The organism is Vibrio sp. MED222, assembly GCF_000153005.1.
Lineage (GTDB): Bacteria > Pseudomonadota > Gammaproteobacteria > Enterobacterales > Vibrionaceae > Vibrio > Vibrio tasmaniensis_A.
In genome coordinates this window covers 1,484,558-1,510,394 of record NZ_CH902606.1, presented here as the reverse complement: position 1 = coordinate 1,510,394, position 25,837 = coordinate 1,484,558, and the positions used below count along the sequence as shown (strand labels likewise).

At 43.9% G+C, this 25,837-nt stretch carries 21 protein-coding genes; 11 read left to right on the top strand and 10 right to left on the bottom strand.

The annotated features are described in order from the left end of the window. Window positions 1-103: 103 nt before the first annotated feature. On the bottom strand, window positions 104-541 hold the full coding sequence (locus MED222_RS15100; RefSeq protein ID WP_009846239.1) for a MarR family winged helix-turn-helix transcriptional regulator: 438 nt from the start codon (window positions 539-541) through the stop codon (window positions 104-106). A 127-nt stretch (window positions 542-668) separates the two neighbouring features. Here MED222_RS15100 and MED222_RS15105 point away from each other — a divergent pair, with 127 nt between their 5' ends. Continuing rightward, complete coding sequence (locus MED222_RS15105; RefSeq protein WP_009846238.1) at window positions 669-1,091, top strand: organic hydroperoxide resistance protein; 423 nt, start codon at window positions 669-671, stop codon at window positions 1,089-1,091. Window positions 1,092-1,205: 114 nt separating this feature from the next. Here MED222_RS15105 and MED222_RS15110 read toward each other — a convergent pair whose 3' ends face one another. Next, entirely contained in the window at window positions 1,206-3,185 is a 1,980-nt protein-coding gene (locus MED222_RS15110) for a methyl-accepting chemotaxis protein (RefSeq protein WP_009846237.1), read from the bottom strand. A gap of 425 nt (window positions 3,186-3,610) precedes the next feature. On the opposite strand from MED222_RS15110, the gene MED222_RS22185 reads away from it, so the two are divergent. Then, entirely contained in the window at window positions 3,611-3,784 is a 174-nt protein-coding gene (locus MED222_RS22185) for a hypothetical protein (protein WP_009846236.1), read from the top strand. A gap of 127 nt (window positions 3,785-3,911) precedes the next feature. Further along, complete coding sequence (locus tag MED222_RS15115) at window positions 3,912-4,496, top strand: TetR/AcrR family transcriptional regulator (protein WP_009846235.1); 585 nt, start codon at window positions 3,912-3,914, stop codon at window positions 4,494-4,496. Window positions 4,497-4,607: 111 nt separating this feature from the next. Here MED222_RS15115 and MED222_RS15120 read toward each other — a convergent pair whose 3' ends face one another. Next, window positions 4,608-6,473, bottom strand: a complete 1,866-nt coding sequence (locus MED222_RS15120; protein WP_009846234.1) for a fructose-specific PTS transporter subunit EIIC — start codon at window positions 6,471-6,473, stop codon at window positions 4,608-4,610. Window positions 6,474-6,716: 243 nt separating this feature from the next. On the opposite strand from MED222_RS15120, the gene MED222_RS15125 reads away from it, so the two are divergent. Together MED222_RS15125 and MED222_RS15130 are read left to right on the top strand one after the other, a co-directional pair. After that, window positions 6,717-7,019 (top strand): PTS fructose transporter subunit IIB, encoded by a 303-nt coding sequence (locus MED222_RS15125; protein WP_009846233.1) that lies wholly within the window; start codon window positions 6,717-6,719, stop codon window positions 7,017-7,019. 7 nt (window positions 7,020-7,026) lie between these two features. Next, window positions 7,027-7,800 carry a PTS sugar transporter subunit IIA gene (locus MED222_RS15130; protein ID WP_009846232.1) on the top strand — a complete coding sequence of 258 codons (774 nt, stop codon included), beginning with the start codon at window positions 7,027-7,029 and terminating at the stop codon, window positions 7,798-7,800. A 63-nt stretch (window positions 7,801-7,863) separates the two neighbouring features. On the opposite strand, the gene MED222_RS15135 is transcribed toward MED222_RS15130, so the two are convergent. Next, entirely contained in the window at window positions 7,864-8,703 is an 840-nt protein-coding gene (locus MED222_RS15135; protein WP_009846231.1) for a helix-turn-helix transcriptional regulator, read from the bottom strand. 378 nt (window positions 8,704-9,081) lie between these two features. On the opposite strand from MED222_RS15135, the gene MED222_RS15140 reads away from it, so the two are divergent. From MED222_RS15140 to MED222_RS15155, 4 genes are all read left to right on the top strand, one after another. Further along, window positions 9,082-10,986, top strand: a complete 1,905-nt coding sequence (locus tag MED222_RS15140; protein ID WP_009846230.1) for a PTS fructose transporter subunit IIABC — start codon at window positions 9,082-9,084, stop codon at window positions 10,984-10,986. A 117-nt stretch (window positions 10,987-11,103) separates the two neighbouring features. After that, on the top strand, window positions 11,104-12,321 hold the full coding sequence (gene manA, locus MED222_RS15145) for a mannose-6-phosphate isomerase, class I (RefSeq protein ID WP_009846229.1): 1,218 nt from the start codon (window positions 11,104-11,106) through the stop codon (window positions 12,319-12,321). 299 nt (window positions 12,322-12,620) lie between these two features. Further along, on the top strand, window positions 12,621-13,061 hold the full coding sequence (locus tag MED222_RS15150; protein ID WP_009846228.1) for a PTS sugar transporter subunit IIA: 441 nt from the start codon (window positions 12,621-12,623) through the stop codon (window positions 13,059-13,061). Between the two features lie 13 nt (window positions 13,062-13,074). Continuing rightward, on the top strand, window positions 13,075-14,499 hold the full coding sequence (locus tag MED222_RS15155) for a fructose-specific PTS transporter subunit EIIC (RefSeq protein WP_009846227.1): 1,425 nt from the start codon (window positions 13,075-13,077) through the stop codon (window positions 14,497-14,499). 104 nt (window positions 14,500-14,603) lie between these two features. On the opposite strand, the gene MED222_RS15160 is transcribed toward MED222_RS15155, so the two are convergent. After that, complete coding sequence (locus tag MED222_RS15160; RefSeq protein ID WP_009846226.1) at window positions 14,604-16,229, bottom strand: ABC transporter substrate-binding protein; 1,626 nt, start codon at window positions 16,227-16,229, stop codon at window positions 14,604-14,606. 174 nt (window positions 16,230-16,403) lie between these two features. Between MED222_RS15160 and mpaA the strand changes: the two genes are divergently transcribed. Continuing rightward, on the top strand, window positions 16,404-17,144 hold the full coding sequence (gene mpaA, locus MED222_RS15165) for a murein tripeptide amidase MpaA (RefSeq protein WP_083784022.1): 741 nt from the start codon (window positions 16,404-16,406) through the stop codon (window positions 17,142-17,144). Between the two features lie 808 nt (window positions 17,145-17,952). Here mpaA and MED222_RS15175 read toward each other — a convergent pair. From MED222_RS15175 to MED222_RS15195, 5 genes are all read right to left on the bottom strand, one after another. Then, a complete protein-coding gene (locus MED222_RS15175) occupies window positions 17,953-19,071 on the bottom strand; it encodes a siderophore-interacting protein (protein WP_009846223.1) in 1,119 nt (372 codons plus the stop codon). An 85-nt stretch (window positions 19,072-19,156) separates the two neighbouring features. Next, entirely contained in the window at window positions 19,157-21,196 is a 2,040-nt protein-coding gene (locus tag MED222_RS15180; RefSeq protein WP_009846222.1) for a TonB-dependent receptor, read from the bottom strand. Window positions 21,197-21,285: 89 nt separating this feature from the next. After that, window positions 21,286-22,596 carry an MFS transporter gene (locus MED222_RS15185; protein WP_232281802.1) on the bottom strand — a complete coding sequence of 437 codons (1,311 nt, stop codon included), beginning with the start codon at window positions 22,594-22,596 and terminating at the stop codon, window positions 21,286-21,288. 133 nt (window positions 22,597-22,729) lie between these two features. Then, on the bottom strand, window positions 22,730-23,608 hold the full coding sequence (locus MED222_RS15190) for a helix-turn-helix domain-containing protein (RefSeq protein WP_009846220.1): 879 nt from the start codon (window positions 23,606-23,608) through the stop codon (window positions 22,730-22,732). Between the two features lie 319 nt (window positions 23,609-23,927). Next, window positions 23,928-24,272 carry a DMT family transporter gene (locus tag MED222_RS15195; protein WP_032555173.1) on the bottom strand — a complete coding sequence of 115 codons (345 nt, stop codon included), beginning with the start codon at window positions 24,270-24,272 and terminating at the stop codon, window positions 23,928-23,930. A gap of 316 nt (window positions 24,273-24,588) precedes the next feature. On the opposite strand from MED222_RS15195, the gene MED222_RS15200 reads away from it, so the two are divergent. After that, on the top strand, window positions 24,589-25,737 hold the full coding sequence (locus tag MED222_RS15200) for an S-(hydroxymethyl)glutathione dehydrogenase/class III alcohol dehydrogenase (protein ID WP_009846218.1): 1,149 nt from the start codon (window positions 24,589-24,591) through the stop codon (window positions 25,735-25,737). Window positions 25,738-25,837: the final 100 nt, after the last annotated feature.

Sequence of the window (25,837 nt, the reverse complement as noted above, 5' to 3'; positions counted from 1 at the left end):
AAAGCCCGTTAGTCTTACTTGAATTAGCAATCGCAACTAATTAACAGTAGGGCTAACGGGCTTTCTTATTTTCTGATTACCATAGCCAAAAACTAAAAAGTGCTTACTTGGTCAAATTGCCAAGCAATTGCTCACACTGCGCTTTTAGCGATTTAAGCTCATCTTCATTCATCTGAGAGAGACACAGCATTTCTACTGGCACGGTCTGCGCTTGCTCTTTGAGCTCAACTCCTGCAGGCGTCAGTGTAATAACTCGAACTCGTTCATCTTCAGCACTGCGAGTTCTAAGCACGTAACCTTTCGTTTCCAAGCGCTTGAGTAAAGGCGTCAACGTACCTGAATCCAAATGCGTTTTTGCGCCTAGGGCTTTGACATTCATCTCTTTTTCTTCCCACAGCACCATCATCACAATGTACTGCAAGTAAGTAAGGTCAAGCGCTTTCAGTAAAGGTTGATACGCCCTACTCATTGCATTCGATGCACTATACAGCGCAAAACACACCTGATTATCCAGCTTTAGATAGTCATCTTGGTCGCTCATGATCACCTCACCAATAAATTAAATTGTGCACAATATACTTGCACGCTCGAATTTTATCAATTAAGCTAGCTTTAAAATTAAGTTGTACGCAACCTAGTTTTACACAACCCAAGCAAGGACTAAGACAATGACAACACTCTACACAACTTCTGCGACTGCTACTGCGGGTCGTAACGGCCAAGTTTCTACTGATGACAATCTGCTTTCAGTAGCGTTGAGCTACCCTAAAGAGATGGGCGGAACAGGTGAAGCGACCAACCCTGAGCAACTGTTTGCTGCGGGCTACTCTGCGTGCTTCTCAAATGCTCTACTTCATGTAGCTAAAGAGATGAAAATCAAAATCGCATCGGCGCCAACGACTGCAACAGTCGGTATTGGACCAAATGAAAACGGTGGCTTTGCTTTAACTGTTGCTCTATCGATTGAACTGGATCTAGAGCAAGAACAAGCTGTGACGCTTGTGAAAACGGCGCACCAAGTTTGCCCTTACTCAAACGCGGTTCGTGGCAACATTGACGTGAAATTGTCGGTTAACGGACAAGCGGTTTAGCGGTTTCATCTCCCTCCCCAAGAAAACAAAAAGAAAAAGTACCCCGCTAAAAAAATGTCCCGCACTAGGCGGGACATTTTTTATATGAGATAGAAAGCTTCTAGCTCTGAGTTGCTAACTCTTAAACGTATTCGAGAGCTCTTTCAGCGATGTTGCCAACTCAGCCTGCTCTTTCGCTGTTGCAGCAATTTGCGTTGCGCCTGTCGTAGATTCTGTCGACTTCTGCTCTACCGCGACAACGTTCTGAGCAATATCTTGAGTCACTACTGCTTGCTCTTCAGTTGCGGTTGCGATCTGCTCTGCCATGCTGAATATTTCGCTCACAGCCCCTGAAATATCTTGCAGGGTCTGTTCTACTCCTCGTGAGTCTTCAACCGCTCTTGAAGACATCTTCTTGCTGTTATCAATCACATTGAACGCTGTTTGCACGTCAGATTGTAGCGAGTTAATGAAGCCTTCAATTTCCGAAGTGGACTGTTGCGTACGCTGAGCCAAAGTACGAACTTCATCGGCTACGACAGCAAAACCACGACCTTGTTCACCAGCTCGAGCGGCTTCAATCGCTGCATTTAACGCTAACAAATTGGTTTGTTCGGCAACAGATTTAATCACATCAATCACACTGTTAATGTTGTTGCTGCTTTCGTGTAGATGAGTGATTTTTTCAGCGAGGCCGTTAATCTCAGAAGCCAAGGTTTCTATCGACTCATAAGATTGTTGAACCGTGCTTAAACCTTGCTGTGATTGTTCATCAGCGATCTTCGCTGAGCTTGCCGTTTGCTGTGTTTTAGCCGCGACTTCATTCACCGTCGCTGATAGCTCTTCTGTTGCTGTCGCAATCAAGCCAATCTGGTCTTGCTGTTCAACTAAGGTGCTTGAGTTGTATTGGCAAGTTTGCGCCGTCTCTTCTGCTGCTGAAGCAAGTGTCAGGCTAGATTGAGATAGGTTATCGATAACTTGAGAAAACTTCTCTAATGTTTCATTAAGCGACGATGAGATTTGACCCAGCTCGCTGTTACCTTCGTAAGTCGCACGAACGGTTAAGTCATTGTCATTTCGGACTTTAGAAAGCACTCGCGTTAGATCTTTAACTCGAGTCGTTAAATCAGTAATGGCTTTGAAGCTAACAAAAGTTGCGAACAAAGTGATCACAACAAACATCACAATGCTGCCCATCATTGCTGATTGAGCTTGCTGAGTTTTCTGATCCGTCAGTGTAATAAGAGACTCTGCTAACTGATTTTCAGTCTTCTTCAGCTGAACAATTCGTGCCGTCGATTGAGCAAACCAATAAACAGGATCGACATCAAAGCCACTCATTTTCGATTCAGCCACATCACGAAGTTTTTCCACTTCAGCCACCGAGCGATCATTCAGTTGCTGTTTAAAGAAATCAACGTTATCTGGGTTACTCAAAACTTCAAAGTTCGCAAAATATGTATTTTGCTCGGTTACCAAAGAGATGAATTTAACCAACATACCCGGGCCAAATTCATTTTTAGAAAAGGTGTTGTTGAGAACCGCACGTTCGATACCCGCACGCTCTTTGCCTTGTAGAAAGTTATAGTAGGCGATGGTTTCTGTCGTGATGGTGGCATCAGTACTTAGCTCAGCAATTAATGCAGATACACTCAATAACTTAGCATTAAGTTTGGTGTAGTAACCTAATGCTTCAGAAAGCGGAATTGATTGAGAATCCACTCTATTGCGAATCGAAGTAATTTGGTTGAGACTTTGGCTGATTTCAGTATTCAGACGCGTGATCTGCGATAAACCGATTTCTTCAGACTGCCAGTACTCGGTTCTTTGATTACGTTTGCTGTCTGCGTTAATTCTTTGTGCTTTTAGCTCACTGCCAAATTTGTTTCCCTGTGAGCCAATAAAGCCAGCCGTCATACCACGTTCTTTCTGTAACTCGTGCACCAACTCACTGTACACAACCGACAAACGCGTAAGTTGGTTTAATGACGACATTTCACTGGTGGTTTCTACGCCTTTTGAAATGGCAGAAACACTAAGCCATAAAAACCCTAAGATCGGTAAGATAAGCAAAGCGATGATTTTTTGCTTAAATGACATATCGGTTAAATTCATTATTATTTCCCTAACAACTAACAAATCTTCTCAGTCATCGAATTAGGCTTCCTTCTAACGGGTGCGCCTTAATGGTGACTCTATAATTATTCAAGCTGACCCATGTAAACCATGACCTAACCACACAGTTCAGCGCAGAGGACGTTAACATTTAACCTTATAAAATTCATTGATTTATGAATAAAACTGTTAACTATCTGACTTAACCAGACGAAAAATACGTGTAACAACACTTCTCTGACGCAGTGACTAAAAATTGACACACATTGCATAGTCATAAAGTGGTAGATCAGCACTCACTGTGTAACCCTTACCAAGCTGTTCACTCACGATCATCTATATGTTCAGTCTCAAATATGTATACTGCCGAGCTTATTAAGTAGAAGCTCGCAGTAAATATGCGACAACAGCTGAGAGGTATTTTTATGGATTGCCCCGCTTGCGAAGAACACATTGGTTGGGAATGGGTAGAAGAGGAAGCTATCGAACCCAATGAAGAGTTCAACTGCCCAGAGTGCGAAGAAACGCTGATGTATACCATCGATGAAGGCACCTATTATGGCGCGCAACACAAGACCGTAGAAGTTGTTGATGATTAGAGTTTTTTATTACCGATTGATGCTCTCGATCTTTGCGAGATTGCCAGATTAACCAGACACTCCTTTACTAGAACGAGCGTTCATCTTAAAATATTGAACATATGTTCAGATTAATGAAGCAGATGTTATGGCCAAGACAGCGAAGTTCGATAGACAAGACGTAGTAGATAAAGCGACTAACCTGTATTGGGAAAAAGGCTTTCACGCGACTTCTATGCGCAATCTACAGGACGTGATTGATATGCGTCCGGGCAGCATCTACGCGGCTTTTGGCAGCAAAGAAGGCTTGTTTAAAGAAACATTAGCTCGTTATACCGAACTCGGCATTCTCAACCTGAACCGCTTACGCAGCGAAACCGACTCTCCAATCAAAGCACTAGAAAACTTCGTAAAACGTGCCGTTGTCGAATCGAAACAAAGCGCGCCTAACGGCATGTGTATGCTGGCTAAAACAGTAGCTGAACTGACGGATGAGCACGCTGAATTATTAGAAGAAGCCAAGAAATCACTGAAAATCATGGAAGGCGAGTTCGCCAAACTGATTGCCGAAGCGCAAGAACTTGGTGAGATCAGCAAAGAACGCGAACCTACTCAACTTGCTCGCCACGTTCAGGTTCAAATTGCAGGGCTACGCACTTATGCAAAAACCTGCGATGACACAGAACTACTCAACTCAATGGTCGAAGACATCTTCAAGTACCACCCTTTTTAGCAACTGAGCGTATATAGGCTCAGCTCTACAAAAAGACGCCCAAGTATTACTACTAATACTTGGGCGTCTTTTTATTTATTGCTTTTCAGCCAATCTTAAAGCCGATTGCTTTTATATTTTCCTCATAATCAACGCCTGCGCATTAAGCATCGCTTCCTTAGTGCTGACATCTAAGGTTTTCATGTTCGCAAAGCGTTCGATCTCTTTAATTGCCACATCATGAGCAAAAATCACCAACCTCGCCCGCTCAATGTCTTTCTGTGTAATGCGATTGCCAATTCCGTTGGCCCCCTGCGTTTCGACTTTAATCCGAACCCCAAGATGATGAGCCGCCTTTTCCAAAGACTTAGCCGCAAGAAACGTATGAGCAACACCAGATGGACAAGAAGTGATCGCCAATACATCCGCTTGTCCTTCTTCCGTTATCGAGCCACCCGTAAACTGATTAGAACTTGCTTCGCCTTCGACCACGTTCTTTTTCAGTAGTATCACAATAAGGGCTGTAGTCAGTGCTCCTGCTAATGTCCCGACGATATAGCCAATTTTTCCATCAACCACAGGCAAGACGATCCAGCCGCCCCATGGTGCATGGTTGATAACATGGAACATAAAGCCAACCACGTTACCGACAATGCCACCAGCAACAACAGCAGGCAGAACTCGCGCAGGGTCGGCGGCAGCAAAAGGAATCGCACCTTCACTGATGCCGATCATGCCCATAATACCCGCTGCTTTTCCGGCTTCACGTTCGTCTCGTTTGAATTTCTTAGGTGATATGAAAGTGGCAAGAGCCATACCTAATGGTGGCGTACAAATGGCAATACCGACGCCGCCCATTAGCCAAGGTTGAGTGTTCACCTGCGTTTGAGCAAACAGCGTCGCCACTTTGTTGATTGGGCCGCCCATATCAAAGGCCGTCATCGCCCCTAAAATACTGCCTAGCACCACTTTTCCTGAGCCTGCCATGCCAGTCAGCATTTGGTTCATCTCAAGCATCACATACGCGATAGGAGAGCCAATCACCCACATCACCGCCCCACAGGTTACAAAGGTGCCGACTAATGGATAGATGAAGATCGAGCTCAGCGAGATCATGCTGTCTGGCAGCTTGATCTTCTTAAGTAGATTCACCACAAAGCCAGCGAAGAATCCGACCACAATTGCACCAAGGAAGCCAGTACTATACTGATTCACTGCGAGCCAAGAACCAATCATGCCCGGAGCTAAGCCCGGTTTGTCGGCCATTGAATATGCAATGTAACCACCGAGCACAGCGGTAAACAGGGTTAGCCCCGCGATACCCATTTGTGCTATGTCAGCCAGAACGCCGCTCTCAGGTACTGCTCCGTGGCCAGACATCATTACCGACAAAGACAAAAGCACCCCACCCGCGACCACAAATGGGATCATGTGCGAAGTACCGTACAACAAGTGTTCTTTAAGACGATTAAGAGATTGTGCCCAAGGGCTTAATGGTTCGCTGTAAACTTCATGATGCCTAGAAGCGTAGCTATCGAAAGATTCAGAATTCGCTTCGAGAAACAGCTCTTGAGCTTCCTCGACCGACTCTACCGCCTTTAATTTTGTAACAAAACCATCTTCGATCAATCGAGTTGAGATCTGAGCCAGAACCTCAATATGATGATCATCGCTATTGTCTGGCGACGCGAGCATAAAAAACACATCCGACAGTTCGCCGCCGTCTGCGCCATAATCGATACCCGTTCGGCTAATACCTACCGCCACAGCAGGTTTAGCTACAGCAGTGCTTTTCGCGTGTGGAATCGCAATACCATCATCAAAGCCCGTATTGCCGATGGCCTCACGCTTCCAGATATCATCAAGGAATTCACTTTTATTGGAGAGCTTGCCCGCACGGTCAAGCAGTTCGACAAGCTCTTCAAATACCGCCTGTTTAGAGTCTGCCTTTAAATCCAGACAGACAATCTCCGGCTCTATAATGTCAGTGATGTCCATGTGCTGCCTCGTCCGAGTACCAATTTAAGTAAATGAGATAAAGAGGTTAATAATATGAAAAGACTAACGAGGCAAGGCCGCTCGATATATAGGACGAAAGGTGCATTAACTGGATAATTGTAACCAAGAAGCAAGAGTGTGACGTTCACCTTTGAATAAAAAACGGGAATCCATAAAATTCACAGATTCAGATAGTCCCATCGATCCTAATAAACTGTCGATCTAAGCACACCGAGAATAATAATGAGAATTGTAGCGGTAACTGCCTGCCCTACAGGCATTGCGCACACCTATATGGCAGCTGATGCACTAAATAAAACAGCCCCAAAATTCAATGTTTCAATCAAGGTTGAGACTCAAGGCGCTATGGGGATTGAAAACTTACTGACAGGCCAGGATATTACCCTCGCAGACAAAGTGTTGATCGTCTCTGATATCGACATCGAACAACCAAGTCGATTTGACCCAGCGAAAACCGTATTCATTCCAATGGAAGAGGTGTTATTGAGTGTCGATAAAGTCTTTATCAAGCATTGTCGAACTTAAACCTTTCATGAATGAATATCAGATCACCTTCTTCGTTGACGATCCTGCCGCGAACTCACACGTCGCGCAGCCGTTGACTCGTTTAGCGAAGAAGTTCAAAAGCAACATCCGCATTATCAACATCACTCAAAATCGAACCGCTGATCTCTCCAAATCTGTCGCGATGTTACAAGTGGGTTTACTTCGTGGCGATTTATGCCAGATCACCGCAGTAGGTATTGATGCTGAACTCGCATGTTTTGTAATAAAAGACGTGATTGCTGAGCATTACGACATGGTTGGCTCACAAGTGAATCATGAGTTCTCTAACGATTTAATCCAGCGTATGCCGCAGATATGCCCGCCTTGTGACATAAAGTGGCACCACGCTAAAGCGCAAACTCAACTGACAAAATTTGAGTGCTTGAAAGGGCTCGCTCACCTCGTTTATCCAGAAGACCCAGATGAGCTGATTTTGGCTTTCATTAAGCGAGAAGAACGCTCTTCAACCTGCGTGTCACCAGGTATCGCACTGCCCCATGTGATGTTTGAATCTACTCAAGATCTCTCGATCGCGGTCATCGTCAGTGACAACCCGATTGACTGGGCATCTCAAATTGGCCAAGTACACGTAGCTATCGCTTTAGTACTGCCAACCAAGCCGCAACGTGAACACATTGTGGCGGCTACCAACCTAACTAGAAACCTACTTCACGATCAGGTCAACGAGCGTTTGCAAAAGACTCGAAGCAGTGTCGATTTACAAGCCTTGCTGATGTATATCTCATCTCGCCTGCTGTAAGGCTACTCACTCCAAAAGACGGCTCAACAACAAAATACGCTCCGACTTAAAAAGACGGCTTAACTAAATAGAACCACGATATTCAGTCGGCGTTCTACCGGTGCGATTCTTAAATACTCGACAGAAGTAGTTCACATCCTTAAAGCCGCAACGTAATGCCACTTCATTGAGCTTGAAATTGTACTTCTTGAGCATGAATTTGGCGCGGTCGACACGGACTCGGGTGATGTATTCTGCCAACGTCATGTGGCCTTGTTGACGGAACATTCGCGACAAGTGATTGGATGAAATACTAAAGCGTGAGGCAATGCTGTCTCGGGTGATCTGGCGGTGGAAGTTTTCTTGAATGTAGATACAAATCCCCTGATACACATCCTGTACTCGGCTATGAGATTTTTCTACGGGTGCTTCCAACATGGTTTTACTGTATTGCAGTAGAGCTTGCAGCAATAACTCATCCATCGGCTGCTTGTTACTCTCTCTCGCTAACGAGCTGAGCGCCTCCAAAATGTTATCAATCGCAAACCCAGAACGAGTCTGAATACTATGCTTTTGAATATCGTAAAAGCTCTCCTCGCCTTTGCGCTTACTCACCAAACTTAAACCCAACTGACGACGACCAAACAACATGCTCAGCACCGAACAGTCGGTATCCCAGTTTGGCTTGTTCCAGCAGTTGGGTGGGATGAAAATCGCGTCTCCGGCTTTGGCGATAACGTTGGTTATTTTGCGATCATGACTCTCCATTTCATTAATATACTCTCCGTCTAGCACCAGCTCTAAACGTGGAAAGTTCACCTGATAACTGCATGCTGAAGGCGTGTGAAAATCTCCAGCAAACCAGATGTTATGAAACGGTTCTCGCTCATTTAATACAGACGAGATTAAGTCATGAAATATCATTATTCGAACTCTAATGGGCAGCAATAAGGCTACGGGAATAGATATACCCCTTAGTGAAACATAGCGCTATTGAGCAAAATCACAATTTGAGATCTAGGCTACAAAAATCCAGTCACGGAAATAAATTTCCAGTAACGAAACTGACCTAGAACGTTCATGATCTAATAAAAAAATACGCTGCATCCCTTATAAATAAAAGCCTCAACACATCTTAAACTCTGTCAACACCGCCCTTAAAACAGCCACTCGACCGATCAAAATCACACTCCACTTATAACGCAACAATCATCCAGTAAATGCGTTTTTTCTTCACTACAGAAGGTAAGCCGTAGATTCCAGAATACCCCTAACAAAATAAAAACAGAGTAGGGGTTCATTATGATCACGACATTGATCAATCAAGATTTGATTAAGCTTTCGCTTAGCGCTAATTCAAAAGAAGACGTATTTAAAGAGCTGATAGACGTGCTGTACGCACAAGGCAGAATCTCAGACAAAGCACAGTTTCTTGCCGACATTAAGGCGCGTGAAGAACAAGGTAATACAGGGTTTGAAGAGGGCATTGCCCTGCCACATGCGAAAAGCAGCGCGGTGATCAAACCTGCAGTTGTTATCGGCGTCCACAAGCAGGGTATCGAGTACGGCGCCGATGACGGTCAGCCATCAAAACTCTTCTTCATGATCGCGTCTCCAGATGGCGGCGATGATCACCACATCGAAGTACTGGCAGAGCTTTCTTCAAAGCTGATTGAAGAAGGCTTTATAGAAAGCTTTATGAATGCTCAATCTGAACAAGCGGCATTGGAGCTACTGCTTACCAAACCTGAGCCTTCAGAAACGGAAACCAACGTTGAGAAACAAGGCTTCATCATTGGTGTGACAGGCTGCCCAGCTGGCGTTGCACACACTTATTTGGCAGCTGAAGCGCTAGAGAAAGGCGCAGCGGCTCTTGGCTACGACATCAAGGTCGAAACTAACGGCTCGATAGGCGTTAAAAACAGCCCGACTCAAGAAGAGATCGAACGTGCAGATGCGATTGTCGTCGCTTGTGACAAGCAAGTAGACATGGCTCGCTTTGCCGGAAAACGCGTCATCAGCACCAACGTAAAAGCACCAATCAAAGACGCGCAAGGCTTGATTAAGCAAGCTCTAAATGCACCTAGTTACCAAGCTGAACAAACGCCGACCAACCAATCTGTTGTAGAAAAAGCCTCACAAGCGCGTTCAGATCTTTATCGTTACTTGATGAATGGCGTATCACACATGATCCCATTCGTGGTGACGGGCGGCCTATTGATTGCCCTAGCACTGGCGATTGGCGGTGAGCCAAGCGAATCTGGCATGGCGATTCCTGCTGGCAGCATGTGGAACCAAATCCTAGAAGTGGGCGTGGTTGCCTTCACATTAATGATCCCAATCTTGGCTGGCTACATTGCTTACGCGATTGCTGACCGCCCTGCCCTAACCCCTGGCCTTATCGGTGGTTGGATTGCTAACAACGGCTCTTTCTATGGCGCTGACGCAGGTACAGGCTTCATTGGCGCGATCATCGCCGGTCTATTAGTGGGTTACTTCGTTAAATGGATTACCTCATTTAACTACCACAAATTCGTTCAACCGCTTGTGCCTATCATGATCGCTCCGATCACTGGCTCTTTGTTCATCGCAGGTCTGTTCATTTTTGTTATCGGCGCACCTATCGCTGGGCTGATGGATGCGCTTACTGCACTACTAACGAGCATGAGCACAGGCAACGTGGTTCTACTAGGCATCGTACTGGGTGGTATGGCTGGTTTTGATATGGGCGGCCCATTCAACAAGGTGGCATTCCTATTCTCGGTCGGCATGATTGCCAGCGGTCAGACTCAATTCATGGGTGCAATGGCGTGTGCAATTCCTGTGGCTCCACTAGGCATGGCTATCGCGACCAGACTTGGCCGAAAGTTCGACCTATTTGAATCTTCTGAAATCGAAGCAGGTAAAGCAGCGGGCGCAATGGGCTTAGTGGGTATCTCTGAAGGTGCGATTCCTTTCGCGGCTCAAGATCCAATGTCGGTTATCCCTGCCAACGTGCTTGGCTCAATGACTGCTGCGGTAATGGCGTTCTCATTTGGTATCACCAACAGTGTTGCCCATGGTGGTCCAGTAGTTGCTCTGTTAGGTGCAATGAACTACCCAATGTTGGCACTGCTGTGCATGGCATCAGGTGCGGGCGTAACTGCGGTGACTTGTATCGCGCTTAAAAATCTACGCAAAGCCAAGCTAACGACAGCAGCGGCTTAAGCCATTTCAACTCCAATGGCTTGAGCCCTTCGACCCTACTGTTTTTAGTAACTAATACTTTTAACAACGAATAAGTCGATTACAGCTCAAGCCATGTTTCCCTTCATGGTGATTTCGATGTCTGATTTTTCTTTAGCGAACGACTCGTTCGTACAACGCTTTTTCTACCCTATGACTAACGTGATTCAGAACTACGCATGGGGTAGCCCTTCTTCGTTCAGCCAACTGTTTGGTATTGATAACCAATCTGGTGAGCCGCAAGCGGAGATCTGGATGGGCGCTCACCCTAATGGTTGTTCGATGGTCACTGACAATGGTCAGCAAACCACGTTGTCGAACCTTATTTCCAAGAACCTAAACCTGTTTCTAAGCGAGAAAGTCGCGAGCCGTTTTGGTGAACTTCCGTATCTGTTTAAGGTGTTAGCGGCGGAGAAAGCACTCTCTGTTCAAGTGCACCCGAACAAGCAGCAAGCCGAATCTGGCTATGCTCTAGAAGAACAACAAGGCATTCCGATGACAGCTGGCAACCGTAACTACAAGGATCCCAACCACAAGCCGGAGCTGGTGTATGCATTAACCGACTACACCGCGATGAATGGTTTTAGGTCGATCCGCGAGATCCTTGAACACTTCCATTATCTTGATATTCCAGAGCTAAACTCTATGGTTAATGACCTAGCGGGCGACCAAACGCCCAATGGATTAGCCAGCTTCTTCGCGAGCTTATTGTCTTTGCAAGGTGAACAAAAAGGCATGGCGCTGACCATGTTGTTGATGAAGGCGAAGCTTTCTGATGCTCCTGTGTTCCAGTTGATTTCAGAGTTGGAACATCAATATCCGGGGGATATCGGCTTGTTTGCTCCGCTACTGTTGAACGTGATCACCTTAAAACCGGGGCAAGCCATGTATCTGGATGCCGAGACACCGCACGCTTACATCAAAGGCACGGGCTTAGAAGTGATGGCGAATTCAGACAACGTACTCCGCGCAGGGTTGACGCCTAAGTACATGGACATCAATGAATTAGTCTCTTGTACTCAATTCAATGAAAAGCCTGCGGATAGATTGCTGCTCAGCCCGATTGAGCAAGGTGATGTGATGGAATACGAAATTCCGGTCGAAGATTTTAAGTTCTCGATCGTGCAAAACTCACATCAAAGGAAGATCACCACCGAAGGTGCCGAGATCCTACTGCCACTCGACGAATCCATGGTGCTAACCCATCAATGTGGTGAAACCTGCGTGATAGAGAAAGGCCAGTCGGTGTTCATTCCCGCTTACGCTGAGAGTTACAAACTGGATTGCGTTGGACGCGTGGCGCGTGCTTACAGCTAGCTCTATCGAGTAAATCTAGCTCTCCCGAGTAGATACAAACATTGATCATGCCCTGCTTTGCGGGGCATTTTTGTTCCTAGTGCTTTTTGTTCCTACCGCTTTTTTCTTCCTACAGAAAGTTATTTCAACGCCGAAGTACACCATCAAATATGACTCATCTCACACTGGATGAATGATGCAAATCACACTTAATTTTGCTTGGTACAAATGTACAGTGAAGGGCTTTTATTTGCTATTTCGCGAATCGGGTTAATCCATTAATTTTAATTCAAGAACTTCAATATTGAATGAGTTAATAAATGATCACACAGCTAACCAACGTCAACTTAATTAATAACAATCTTCAAGCGAATAATAAAAAAGAACTGTTTGAAGAATTGGCGGGCATGTTATTTGAGAACAACCGAATTAATTGCAAAGATACTTTCCTATCAGGTATTGAAATTCGTGAATCTCAAAGTATCACCTCGATGGATGGCATCGCTTACCCTCACTCCAAAAACCAAGCGGTTACTGAGCCTGCCATTGCTGTCGGTGTAAAACGTGAAGGTATTGAGTATGGCGATGAAGACGGCATTAACCCAACGGTATTTTTTATGATTGCATCACCAGATAACGGTGCTGACCATCATATTTATGTACTACAAGAATTATTTGGAAAATTCAGCGATGAATTTATTCAAGATATACATAACGCAAAAGACGAACAACAAATCCTTAATATTTTAATTAATTCATAAGGCGTAGAAAATTATGAGCACCCTAGCAAACCAAGCTACAAATACCAGTAGCAATTCTAATAATAGAAATAGTAGTAGCGACTATAAAAAAATCCTAAGTACCATGAAAGGTCACCTGCTTTTCGGAACCTCACACATGCTGCCTTTCATCGTAGCCGGTGGTGTTCTATTGGCTTTAGCGGTCATGGCATCAGGCAAAGGTGCTGTACCTGCAGACGGCCTGCTAGCAGACATCTCTAATATCGGTATCAAAGGCCTTGTTCTTTTCCCAATCATTCTTGGCGGCTTTATTGGTTACTCAATTGCAGATAAACCGGCACTGGCACCTGCGATGATCTCTTCTGGCATCATGGCTGACATGGGCGGCGGCTTCCTTGGTTGTATCGTAGCTGGCTTTATCGCCGGTGGCGTGGTGTTCCAGCTTAAGAAAATCCCACTTTCTACCAACATGACCGCGCTAGGTGCTTACTTTATCTATCCGCTTCTAGGCACGTTAATCTCTGCCGGCATCGTACTGTGGGGCATCGGCGAGCCAATCAAACTGTTCATGTCTTCAATGAACGAGTTCCTAGCTTCAATGGCTGGCGCATCTAAGATGGTTCTAGGCACAATCCTTGGCGGTATGACGGCGTTTGATATGGGCGGCCCTATCAACAAAGTCGCGACCCTATTTGCTCAAACTCAAGTAGACACTCAACCTTGGTTAATGGGCGGTGTAGGCATCGCGATTTGTACACCACCTCTAGGTATGGCATTGGCGACTTTCCTATTCAAAAACAAGTTCTCTAAACAAGAGCAAGAAGCAGGTAAAGCAGCTGCAATCATGGGTTCTATCGGTATCTCGGAAGGTGCTATCCCATTCGCAGCGAACGACCCTATGCGCGTACTTCCGTCAATCGTTGCCGGTGGTATCGTGGGTTGTGTATTCGGCTTCATGACAGACGTTCTACTGCACGCACCGTGGGGCGGCCTAATCACTGCGCCAGTATCAAGCAATATTCCAATGTACGTCGTCGGTATTGCGCTAGGTTCACTGACAACAGCGGTTATCGTTGGTTTCTGGAAACCTGTAGCGGTTGAAACCGAAGAAGACATGGTTGAAGCGCCAGTACAAGCTCAAACAGCTCCTGTAGCAGGCGAAGGCGAGTATGACATCGTAGCCGTAACATGTTGCCCTTCTGGTGTTGCACACACCTTCATGGCGGCAAAAGCACTAGAGAAAGCAGGCTTAGCAGCTGGCCTTAAGATTAAGGTAGAAACACAAGGTCAAAACGGCATTCAGAACCGCATCAGCGACCTAGATGTAGCGAACGCGAGACTGGTTATCTTGGCACACGATATTCAAGTAAAAGACGCTCACCGCTTTGCTAATGCGAACGTGATTGAATGCTCAACCAAGGAAGCAATGAAGAAAGCCACGACTATGGTGGCTATCTAAAACCTGAAACAAGTTAGAAGATAAAATTACTACCCCCTAGTAACTAAAATCCCCATTCGTTTTGTCAGCGAATGGGGATTTGTTTATATAATGTTCAAAGCTTTTTACTGCTTGATATAAAGATCCTTAGAATAGATGCGGCCTTCAACGTTATTCTTCGCAAAGCCGCCAACACTTGGTCGCACTAGACGAGCCTGCATGTAGTAGTAGATTGGCGCGATCGGCATATCTTCAGCCAGTAACTGCTCCGCTTGGTCATAGAAACCTTGGCGTTCTTGCTCATTAGTTGCAGCCAATGCGCTATCCATTGCTGAGTCGTACTTGTCGTTGTTGTAACGAGCAAAGTTACCTGAAGATTCAGAACGCAGAAGGCTTAAGAAGGTCGACGCTTCATTGTAATCACCACACCAAGACGCTCGCATCACATCAAAATCACCTTGTCGACGTGACACTAAGTAAGACTTCCACTCTTGGTTTTCCAACTCAACTTGCGCGCCTAGATTGCTTTTCAGCATAGATGCAATCGCCACCGCAATCGACTTATTCGATTCACTGGTGTTGTAAAGCAATTTGAAATCTAGCGGGTTAGAAGCATCGTATCCGGCTTCTTTCAGCAACTCTTTCGCCTTTTGGTCACGGTCCCTTTGAATCCATGTACTGTACTCAGGTTGAGTGGCATCAAAACCTGCCGTGTATTCATGAGCAAAGGTATAAGCCGGTAAGTTACCTACTTGAGTCACTCCATTAGTAATCACATTGCGCATCATGGAATAAGACACCGCTTTACGCACTCGCGCATCATCAAACGGAGGGCGTGTGGTATTGAACGCGTAATAGTATGTACACAATAAAGGTACCGCTGTATACGCGTCTTGATATTTCATTTTTAGCTGCTGCGCCATGTGTGTCGGCACATCAGACGTAATATCGACCTCGCCCACCGCATAGCGATTAATCGACGCATTCTGGTTCTCAAACGGAATGTAAGTCACTTGGGTTAAGTGCGTATCTGAACTGTCCCAATAGTTAGGGTTCTTCTCCAGTTCAATGCGTTCGTTAACCACCCACTCGCCTAAAACAAACGCACCATTGCCAACAAACTGCTTCGGATCGCTCCACGGCTTATCGCTGTTTTCTAGCGTTGCCTTATGAACGGGCATCATTGAAGTGTGGCCTGTCATCGCCACAAAGTATGGCACTTTGCTATCGAGTTCGAATTTCACCGTGTGCTTATCAACCGCCGAGATACCGAGCTCTTCAACGGGCTTCTTACCTTCTGCCACATCAGCGATGTTGTTGATTTGAGTCAGCTTAAGATACCAAACATTCGGCGAAGCGAGTTTCGGATCGACCGCGCGTCTTATCGCATACACGAAATCATCGGCTGTCACCGGATCGCCATTCGACCATTTAGCATCTTTACGCAAGTGGAATACAAACGTCTGGTTGTCTTCGGTTTCCCAAGATTCCGCAACACCTGGAGTGATGTTGCCATCGCGATCTTGAATAACTAAACCTTCAAAGAGGTCACGTAGAATGTGCATTTCAGGCAAGCCTTCTGCCTTTGCCGGATCGAGTGTCGCAGCTTCTGCATCATTGGCTCGCACCAAATGTTGCTCTTTTGCCAGTGAAACACCAGCAGGTAAGGTTTCAGCAACGGCAGTCACTGAGATAAAAGGGGTCAATAAAGATGAAATGAGTAAAGCCGTTGAATGTTTCTTAAAATCCATGTTTTTTTGCTCTCCTAGCCTATCTTTGAAGCAAAGTAATAAAATTAACAATGCGACGGTTGACGAGTTTTGACGCTATGGTTTATTTAAAGGGGTTCATCTAATGGACTTGGTTAATGATTAATATAGCCAATAGTGAATACTTGATAGTACTTGATCAATCAGGAGATTAAGGTGAGTTTAATTCCAAGAACGGAAAGAGCTGCGTTTTCAATAAAGCCGCTGTCATATGGAAAATCGGTGTTGGGTGCACCCTTACTCTACTTCCCCGCACAAATAGAAAGTGAATTTCGCGGGCTGATTTTAGCAGGCACACACGGCGATGAGACCGCTTCTATTGCAGGATTATCTTGTGCGCTAAGAAGCTTGCCAGCGGCCAATTTACGACACGATGTAATCTTATCGATGAACCCTGACGGCAACCAGCTTGGCACTCGCGCTAACGCCAATCAAGTCGATTTAAACCGCGCCTTTCCAACTCAAAACTGGACAGAAAATGGCACCGTCTATCGCTGGAGTTCTCACACCCCTGTCAGAGATGTAAAAGTAAAAACGGGGCAAGCCGATCAGCTTGAACCGGAAGTGCAGTCGCTCATCAACCTCATTGAGCAACGCCAACCCAAGTTCGTCATCTCTTTCCACGAACCACTCGCCATGGTCGACGACCCAACCCAATCTGAACTCGCCTCTTGGCTAGGCAAACAGTTCAACCTACCACTCGTCGAAGACGTCGATTACGAAACCCCAGGCTCATTCGGCACATGGTGCCAAGAAAGAAACCTACCGTGTATTACCGTAGAACTACCGCCCGTTTCTGCAGATCTGACTATCGAGCAATATTTGGATGCGTTTGTGGCTGTGTTGGGGGGAAGGGAGCTGTTTAGGCTAACTCGTTTTTGGATAAAAAGGTGTTAACGCTTCCTCTAAATTAGCAATTTATGAATAAATACAGGTATAGAAAGTCGTTAATTTTAAGTCTAATATCAATGGTGCAGATCATTTTAGATAAACTAAAGTTATAAGACCTGCTCTTCTAAAGTATCATCGTTTAAACTGGCTACTGATATCAATGTTGATATTTTTATATCATGATCGTCTTTAATTTCATCATTCTTGGAAATGATATCTCCAATGGCACCTACCGCTTTAAATGGGAGCGCGATTATCGAGCAACCACTTAAAGAAAAAACAAACAGAAGCGGTAATAAGCATTTTCTCATTTCATAATCTCTATAAAAATTCCATAATTTTTATCATAATGAATAAAAGGTGAAATATAGGTGAAATACTATTTTTTTGTAAAAAGCTTATCTGAGAAGAATCTAATCCAACACAGAGGAGGTTAACTTATTTTTTATTATCAATAACCTTAAACATAATTTGGTAAATGACGGCATCGTGAGAATTGTTCTCGTTCCCCATATTACGGACTATGTTTTTGATTCTACAAGTGACACACTTGAGTTGGTGACACACAAACCTCGAAAACAAGTTGATGCTCACCACACCAGCCAAATCAAAGCAATGTCGATAACTGCGTAGATATCGAGCTTTTGTCCGTAGACAAGTTAAAAACAAAAAGGAGCCTACAAGCTCATAGCTAATAGGCTCATCTCTATTTATTGAAGGTTCCGGACATAACTGAGTTAGTGATTTGGCTAAGTTAGTACAATACGTATTGATGAAAACACGTTTTTACAGGCTATTATCTACTGTGGCTCGGTCATTCTTTCAGCTTCCAGTACGCTTTTGTATGATTACTCTTTCCACTGACTTGACGTTCATTGCGTAAATAATGACGCACGATTTTGGCTGCTGAAGACTCGAGTGCCCCCCATGTAACATCGATATCTCCTAAAGTCTTCAATACCGAAAGTACACTCTCCCCCTGGAGGTGCTCTTCACAAGTAACTCGATGTACTTTGGTACCCGCTGGAAGTGTGACTTCTTCAAAATAACGCTGTTCATCTCTCTTAGCGCTAATCAGTATTACTATAGGCGGTATTGGATTGCACCAGCGTTCAAGGATACCTGCCAGTGCAGGGTAGGCAGTTTCATCTGCGATCAACAACGCTTGACCAACTTCTAAATGAAGATGTTTATCTGCATTCTCAGACCGACTCATGATCACGTCACCAACACGTAAATTCTCTGCCCAAAGGCTTCCTGGCGTTGAACCGTGCGTATATATATCAATCTGACCATAGTAACAGTCACATTTGTCCTCACTCCCTCTCCAAGACTTCCTCAAGGTGTAAAGACGAACATTCTTGTTGGCTCCATGAATGAGTTTTTCGCGATTTTCGTTTGAGAGGTTTTTCATTAACCAAATAAAAAAGTGGTCAAAGAGGTTTTTGAGCCAATGTTTCTTTTCAATATTATTTCTAGCTTCGATTGCTTTCTTTTTCATGCTCTTTAGCACGAATGCATAAGCATAACCTGGAAAGTATTCAGGCAACGGTATCTGACTTACTACAGTTAGCCGAATAATATTCTTGGTCACGTTTTGTTTCTGAATGACTTCAAAAAACTTTTTTCCTGTTCCTGAAAAATCTCTCCCTTGCTTGACAATGCTGGCATACGCTAGATAGAGCACCTTATCTTCTAAGCTCCCTTCTATTTCAAAGGGGACAAATATAACCTCACTGGCCGTTCGATCGTTAAAGCTAACTTCAATATGGACTCCTTCTTCGAAGATATCTTCCACCTGTGCTGTCGCAATATCCAGAGCAGGTGCGTGGCTTTGAGCTATTGCCAGAGTTTCTTCTAAATGGTCTTGATTGATGTGATCAACAATATCAATTTTATAGTCAACATCGCTTATGGGTGTGTACTTGCTCATTATTATTTACTGCTTAATTCCGGAGGAATGAAAAGTAGAGATTCATAGGAATCTCTACTGAAAACGAAGAAATGTTTGGATGTCACTACATACGATATAAAACGTTTAAACCGATAGTACGAGATGGTGATACCGCCGCGAGAGATCCAGCTCGATAGTACACAGCACTTTCATCCGTTAGATTCTTAATGTAAGCATTCACGCTAAATTCACCCACAGTGTAACTCGCACGTGCATCGACTAACGTATAGTCTCCTGCAGTTGAATCTTTTGTATTCGCTAAGTCCGAATAATACTCACCTACGTAAACCGCATCAGCGCCTATAGCCCAGCTTTCTCCTAAATATTGAGTGAAGCCAAAGCCAATGTTTGAGCTTGGTGCATCGCTAAGATCTTTCCCTTTATAAGTCGTATCTTCATCAATGTTGGTTTCCAAAAGGCCTAAGGTACCTCTCAATTCGAGGTGTTCACCAATCCAAGTAACTCCCTCTAATTCCAAACCATATGTATGAGACTGGTCGATGTTTACAACATCAAATGCAGCCCCTGCGGCTTGATAATCTTTGTAGTCGTTATAGAACACGTTTGCGTTCAATATCGTACTATCGGCAAACACACTTTTACTACTCAACTCAAATGAGGATACCGTTTCACTGTCATAGCTATATTCATTGCCAAAGAAATCAATACCAACGCCTGCTGGGCTATAACCTTTGCTCGCTGTTGCTGCAATGGTCGTCGAACTCACAATGTCGTAGAGAACACTGAGTTTTGGTAAATAATAGGTGTCGCTATTGTCTTGAGATGATTCACCACCAGAAAATGCTGTAGAGCTGGTTTTGTCGGAGTCTTCATTCTCTATACGTAAACCAGTTACAAGACGCAGTTTATCTGACAGCGAGTAAGTTCCTTCCCCGTAAATTGCATTTGTTTGAGTCTCATATTCCGTCGCCAAATCGAAATTAGAAGTGAGCAAAGTGGCATCTTTGTTTGAGAAATAGAGCCCAATAACACCCGTCAAGTCTGCACCAACTTCATCAAACAAAACTCGGTTCTCTACGACATAGTTCTTATTGTCAATGTCATATGTATTACCCGTTGAATAAGCGTCTTCATGAATGTCTGAACCCACATAGCTAACCAATAGAGAGTTAGTTAACCCATTATTAATTCTATAATCCAAATCGACAGCGATAGACCCTGCTTTTGAATCTTGAATCCTTACTTCACTTCTGCCTCCTAACGTCATCTTTTTGCTCGCAATACCTTCATCAGTATTGCTGACGAAATTGGCGTGCTCGCCGCTATTACTTTGATAATTGACTGTCATCTTGGCTGTTAAGTCAGGAATATTGGCAGGCTCCCATAAAAGCTTACCTCGTACATTTACGCTATCCGACTCACTCAAGTTAGGTGTATCAAAACCGTTGGTATCGTAATTGAGCCACCCTTCACCAGTGCTACCATCAATAACAATGCGATATGCCAACTCATCTTCAATTAGAGCACCCGATGACATAACACCGAGGTTATATTTCATATTGCCATTTTCATAATTTTCGAAGCCACCTCGAACAGCCGCTTCACTAAGGTAAGTTGGGTCTTTAGTATTGACGACCAAAGCGCCACCAATAGCACTAGACCCCTGTGCCGTCGATTGTGGTCCTCTCAGCACTTCGAGCTGTTCGACATCCCACAAGGTAATCGGATTAAAGTTATAGCCTGAAAATCCTTGAGTTACACCATCAACAACGGTGGCTACACGAGCTCGAGCTCCAGTCAGATACGCCAATCCTCCTGTTGCAGCTCCACCGCCCGATATCCCTCGAATAGAGATATTACTAAATGAACTGGCAACAACATTGGGCGCAAGGGTCGCCGTATCTTTAGCCTGATTGTTTTCACCCGATTCCAATCTATCTTCAGTCACAACGGTAACCCCCGTTGTCACTTCTTTAATATCTTTATCGAACTTCTCGCCAGTAACAACATAAGTCTCCATGGCTGTTATTTCGGTATTTGCTATCGCTAACCCCGGAAGACCGATGATACTCGCAACGCTTATAGCTAATACGTTTTTTCTATATAACTGATTATTTAAATGACCACTGTGAGGTAATTCCACTGTAGAAAACTCCTTTTCAAAGAAAATGATTACTAGCTCAAACTTCAGATCTTAATAGAAAGTAATTTATAAGATTTAATTTTTATATTTTATTGCTTACACTGGGAAGCAGTTGTACGTATTCCCATCGTTTTAATAATAGATGACTTACTAATTACGCTCCATATTAATGCCACAATCATCATTGATAGAATACCTCCAACCATTATTGTCGTTGAATAACCAAGGTATTTTGCTACAGCCATAGTCGCCCATGAATATACGAATCCAAATAAGGTTGCGAAACTGGCTTGAAAGGTAAAAAATGTTGCTCTGCGTGAAGTTTTAGCAGCCTTATCAATAAATATGGTTGCAGAAACCACCAGCAATGCCGGAAAGCTCAGAAAATGGGTACCAATAACGAAATAAATAAGCGCTTTATTTGTATAGCCTAGAGCTGGGATCACCATTAAGCATAGCGCAACGACCTGTAGACAAAGCACGAACATGAAAGAACGACTTCGGCCTAATGTTGCGATTAAAGGTGATGCTAGCAGTGCTGAAAAAACACCAATGATAGAGCCGAAAACTTTAACCGAGAAGCCAATATCTACCAACGACCAGTTATTATCAACAAGTATCGGATTGAGTAATGCGAATCCCCAAGTAGAAATTAATGGATACAGTACAAGTACCAAACACCAATGCTTCTGAGAAATAAGGAAGTCTTTTATTTCCCTATATAAATTATTCGATGTTTTAAATTCGATATATATAGTGTTTTCGGGCTCTTTATAAAAAACAACAAAGAGTAATGAACAAAATGTTAACACTGCTAGAAATGCGAACGAACCTTGCCACTCTAGCCATGGATAGAGTATTAGAAGAATCCCACCACCAATAATATTTCCAAACAGGTTACCAGAAAATTGCACGCTGCTAGCAAACTGCCTTTGCTCTGGCTTAAATAACTTAACAGACAACCCATCAACAGAAATATCTTGGATACTCATAAAAAATGTATATAGACAAACTAAGCCCAAGACTCCCATAAACTTTTCGGTAATATTCATAGACCCAAGGGCGACAAGAAGTAACGCCATGCTTGCATTGGAGATCACCAACCAACTGCGATAATGCCCTTTTAGCAGTGGTCGATATTTATCAATAATCGGTGCGTATAAGACTTTTCCAGCTAAAGGTAGTGCGACCAAATTGAGTAAAGCCAGCTTGTCGAGGGGAACTCCTTGATGACGCAATATCGCAACAGAAGCAGACAGAATAAATGCAAGCCCAACATATTGAGTCATGTATAGACTCGCCAACATGCACCAAGGAAGTTTGTTATTTTTCATTAATTGATTACTTTTGACAGTATTTACCCCTGAGTAAGCAGGTAGCTTAGTGTTTCCATACAACATAGAAACACTTTGAGTAATGATAATGAATTACATTAGCAATATCATTTATGTCTGGGCGATTATAATGATTCCGAGAGGTCTCGCTTTCGAAAAACGGCGCATTTTTTTCGAAAGACGACAATTTTTCCGGGATCTAAAAGATGTTCGAAGTCAGTGACTGTCTATATTCACTAGGACGCATACCCATTTCGTTTTTGAAAAGGGTTGAAAAATGGGCTTGGCTCTTGAAACCGATATCACTTGCGATTTGACTGATCGCAATATCTTTAGACAGAAGCTCAACAGCGGCACTCAGCCTTTTCTTGTTTAGCCATTTATGAAAGCTCATACCTATCAAAAATTTCACATCTTTTTTTATATAAGTTTGATTGCTTCTAGCTAGTTGAGCAACAGCCGACAGACTCCATTCTTGATCTAGGTTGTTTTCAATGTGTTCAAGGGCATCACTTAAATATGTAAGACGTATTGAAAGCTTATTCTTGCTTGACTCTCTACGCTTGTGAAGGAACAAAGAGAGAATCTCAAGTGCCTTCGCCTTGATAAATAACTCCCTCTCAATCCCAACAAAATCACACGACCACACAAGTTCACAGCATTTCAAGATATCCCCAGAAATGGTCCCAAGTTCAGATAGTCTAGCTTCAGGTCTAAAATGACTGGTCATCTCATTTAGTGAGTCCACTCCATAAACATGCAACTGATCTAACGGGATCTTAATTAAAAGTGTTTGCCACCTAGCATCAGCAGGGAATAGAGCATGGCTCTTACAAGGTTCATCGGCAATCGCAACGGCATAATGATAGGTATAGTTACCTTGCTCTTCTGGTGTTTCATTGAGCGATTGATATTGACACTGACCAATAACAGAAATATAGAGCCCTAGATCATAACTATGTTCAACCTCTGTATCTTCAGTAAAACAATGGTTTACACAACAAACCCAACTCTGCGTTTCTGTGTCTAACTCTTGATATTCATATGTAGCGACGTCTTGAATCGATAAATTAACCAATCCCGACTCCTATTAATTAGTCGTAATACCGACAATTATATATGATAATAATAATCATTACACCTAGTGAGCTAGCTATCTACCTCTATTGTTAGTTAATAAAGTTTACTCAAGATTTCCATTGTAGCGGACAGACTCTATTTTCGTCATCAATGGAATATCCGAATATCTAGTTTCTTAATTAGGATGCTTTGAGGTTTAATTACTTCATGGTTCACCGTTTTTATTCAAACTTAAAATTAGACTAACTTGGTCACACCGTGTCTTTATATTTAATGTTTTAACTAAAATAATTTAGGGGAAAACTGAGCTAGAGCTTTTAATGACTCACCGAGCTAGAAAACAGGTTGATAATCACCACACCTGCAAGAATCAAAGCGATGCCAATGATCGCGAAGATATCGAGTTTTTGTCCGTAGACTAGCCAAGACAGAGCTGCGACTAACACAATCCCTGCCCCACACCAAATCGCATACGCCACACCTAAAAACATGGTTTGCACTGTGAGAGACAACAGATAAAAGGCACAGCCGTAGCTAGCCAATACCGCGGCAGTGGCAGGTAGAGAAGTAAAATGCTGCGTTTTAGGTAATAGAGAAGTGGCGACAACTTCAAGCATGATGGCGAGTGATAGCATCACTGGAGTTGGGACAGATAAAAGCATGTTTGAGTCTAGAACGAGAAAATAGGCGGAAAGCTTACGCCCCATTTGTTTCCTATTAGTGTCTTTCATAGAAAGCTACTCAGAATGTTCTTACATTTTCTGAGTAACTACCCCTCTCCGAATCCTTCTGAATATACCCATTATTACAAATACGTAATAATAATTTTCTATTTAAGGGGATTATCAAAACATGCACTCGCACCTATACTGGCTCCAACAAAACGAGAGAGCGGAAACAATTAAGCTCAACTACGCTTAACGGGTTGAAGCTAATTGCACGGTTATCCGCTGTACTGACATATATAGGAAACATCCAATGACAATCGAAATTAAACCTGGTCAAACTCATATCAAATCAAAAGCCATGGTTGCATGGGCAGCTAGCGAGCCACTAAAAATGGAAGAAGTTGATGTACAACTTCCTAAAGCTGGTGAGGTTCTAGTTCGCATCGTTGCTACTGGTGTTTGTCACACTGACGCATTCACATTATCAGGTGACGATCCAGAAGGTATCTTCCCTTCAATCCTAGGTCACGAAGGTGGCGGTATCGTTGAGATGATCGGCGAAGGCGTTACAAGTGTTGAGATTGGCGACCACGTTATCCCACTTTACACAGCAGAATGTGGCGAATGTAAATTCTGTAAATCTGGTAAAACTAACCTATGCCAAGCCGTTCGTGAAACGCAAGGTAAAGGCCTAATGCCAGACGGTACAAGCCGCTTCTCTATCAATGGCGAAACGATTTTCCATTACATGGGTTGCTCTACTTTCTCTGAGTACACAGTACTTCCAGAAATCTCTCTAGCGAAAGTAAGCAAAGAAGCACCACTTGAAGAAGTTTGTCTTCTAGGTTGTGGTGTAACAACAGGTATGGGCGCTGTACTAAACACAGCTAAAGTTGAAAAAGGCGACAACGTTGCTGTATTCGGCCTAGGTGGTATCGGTCTTTCTGCAATCATTGGTGCTCGCATGGCTGGTGCTGACCGCATCATCGGTGTTGATATCAATGAGAGCAAATTCGAGCTAGCAAAACAGCTTGGCGCGACTGACTGCATCAACCCAACTAAATTCGACAAACCAATCCAAGACGTTATCGTTGAGATGACAGACGGTGGTGTTGAGTACTCTTTTGAGTGTATTGGTAACGTAAACGTGATGCGTCAAGCACTTGAGTGCTGCCACAAAGGTTGGGGCGAATCAGTCATCATTGGTGTTGCGGGTGCAGGTCAAGAGATCTCAACTCGTCCATTCCAACTAGTGACTGGTCGTGTATGGCGTGGTTCTGCTTTCGGTGGTGTAAAAGGCCGCTCTGAGCTTCCAGAAATCGTTAACCGCTACATGGCAGGTGAGTTTGGTCTTCAAGAGTTCATCACTCACACAATGGGTCTGCAAGACGTAAACGAAGCATTCGACCTAATGCACAAAGGTGAATCTATCCGTACTGTTCTACACATGGATAAATAATTCTCCTTGGTCTCGATACCTCGGTATCGAGACCACAGTTCTGACTTAAACATCAGAGCGAAACTGTCTTCACCACCTCCTGCCCGGTGGGTGGTGAAAC